We start from the raw sequence: 898 nt of genomic DNA, 5'->3' as shown, positions 1-898 counted from the left end.
GCCGCACTCCGCCCCACCCGCCCGCTGCCCCGCACCGACGCATGCCCGGCGATGTCCCGCGCCCGGTCCGCCGGACACCCCGGGAACAGCCGCCGTATCTCCGCCCCGAACGCCTCCGCGAACCGCACATCCTCCTGAGCCCGGCGCCGCGCGTCCCGCATCCGACGCCGCCGCCGAGCCTCCGCGTCCGCCAGGCACCGCTCCTCGGCCCGGGCCAGCCCCGCCTCCTCGACGAGAACCCCCTGCCGCTCATAACGACTCTTGCGCCGGTTGAACCGCACGACCACCGCCGACAGCGCACTCTCCTCCAGCGACCGACGCGTCAACGCGGTGTCGCCGCGCGGCAGGAACACCAGATGCCCGAGGTCGGCACAGTCCAGACACCGCGGCGAACCGTCCTCCAACACGAGCATCCGCAACGGCCCCAGATGACACTCCGCGCACTGCCGCCGCTTGACGGGCTGGATGACGAGAAGACCGGTGCGGTGCGGGGGAGTTGCGAGGGGTGCCATATCGGCTTCATTCCCCTCGGRCAGGTGYTGGGGAACTTGCCGATCGGGCCTCTCCGGCCGGGGGTGSGGCRCTCGCCGATCGGTTCTTCGGGTCGGGGCGGGGCATACGGCGATCGGGTCCTCCGGGCCGAGGCGGGGGCAGGGGCACCAGGACCGGAGGTAGGGAAGTTGCCGATCGCGCCGCGGGCCGGGGTCGGGCCACTCGTCGGCCGTGCCACTCGGGCCAGGGCCAGGGGACGGTGGAGCTGTTGCTGGGCAGCGCGTTCTATCTGTTCGGCTCGTTCGGGGTGACCATGGTGGCGAACGTGCCCCGTAACAACGTGCTGCTCAAGCTGGAGGCGGGCACCCAGGAGGCGGCTGCGTACTGGCCGACGTACGTGCGGGAG

General features: G+C 72.6%; 1 protein-coding gene and 1 pseudogene. One reads left to right on the top strand and one right to left on the bottom strand.

The features are described from left to right. The coding region (locus tag EAO75_RS45165; protein ID WP_148000927.1) for a DUF2293 domain-containing protein at window positions 1–512 on the bottom strand (512 nt) is incomplete at its 3' end. A 227-nt stretch (window positions 513–739) separates the two neighbouring features. Here EAO75_RS45165 and EAO75_RS48870 point away from each other — a divergent pair. After that, window positions 740–898, top strand: a pseudogene (locus EAO75_RS48870) (anthrone oxygenase family protein); the annotation flags it as partial.

The organism is Streptomyces sp. UW30, from assembly GCF_008042075.1.
In the GTDB taxonomy this organism is placed as follows: domain Bacteria; phylum Actinomycetota; class Actinomycetes; order Streptomycetales; family Streptomycetaceae; genus Streptomyces.
The sequence above is the reverse complement of the archived record's forward strand: the minus strand, read 5'-3'. Positions and strand labels throughout refer to the sequence as shown.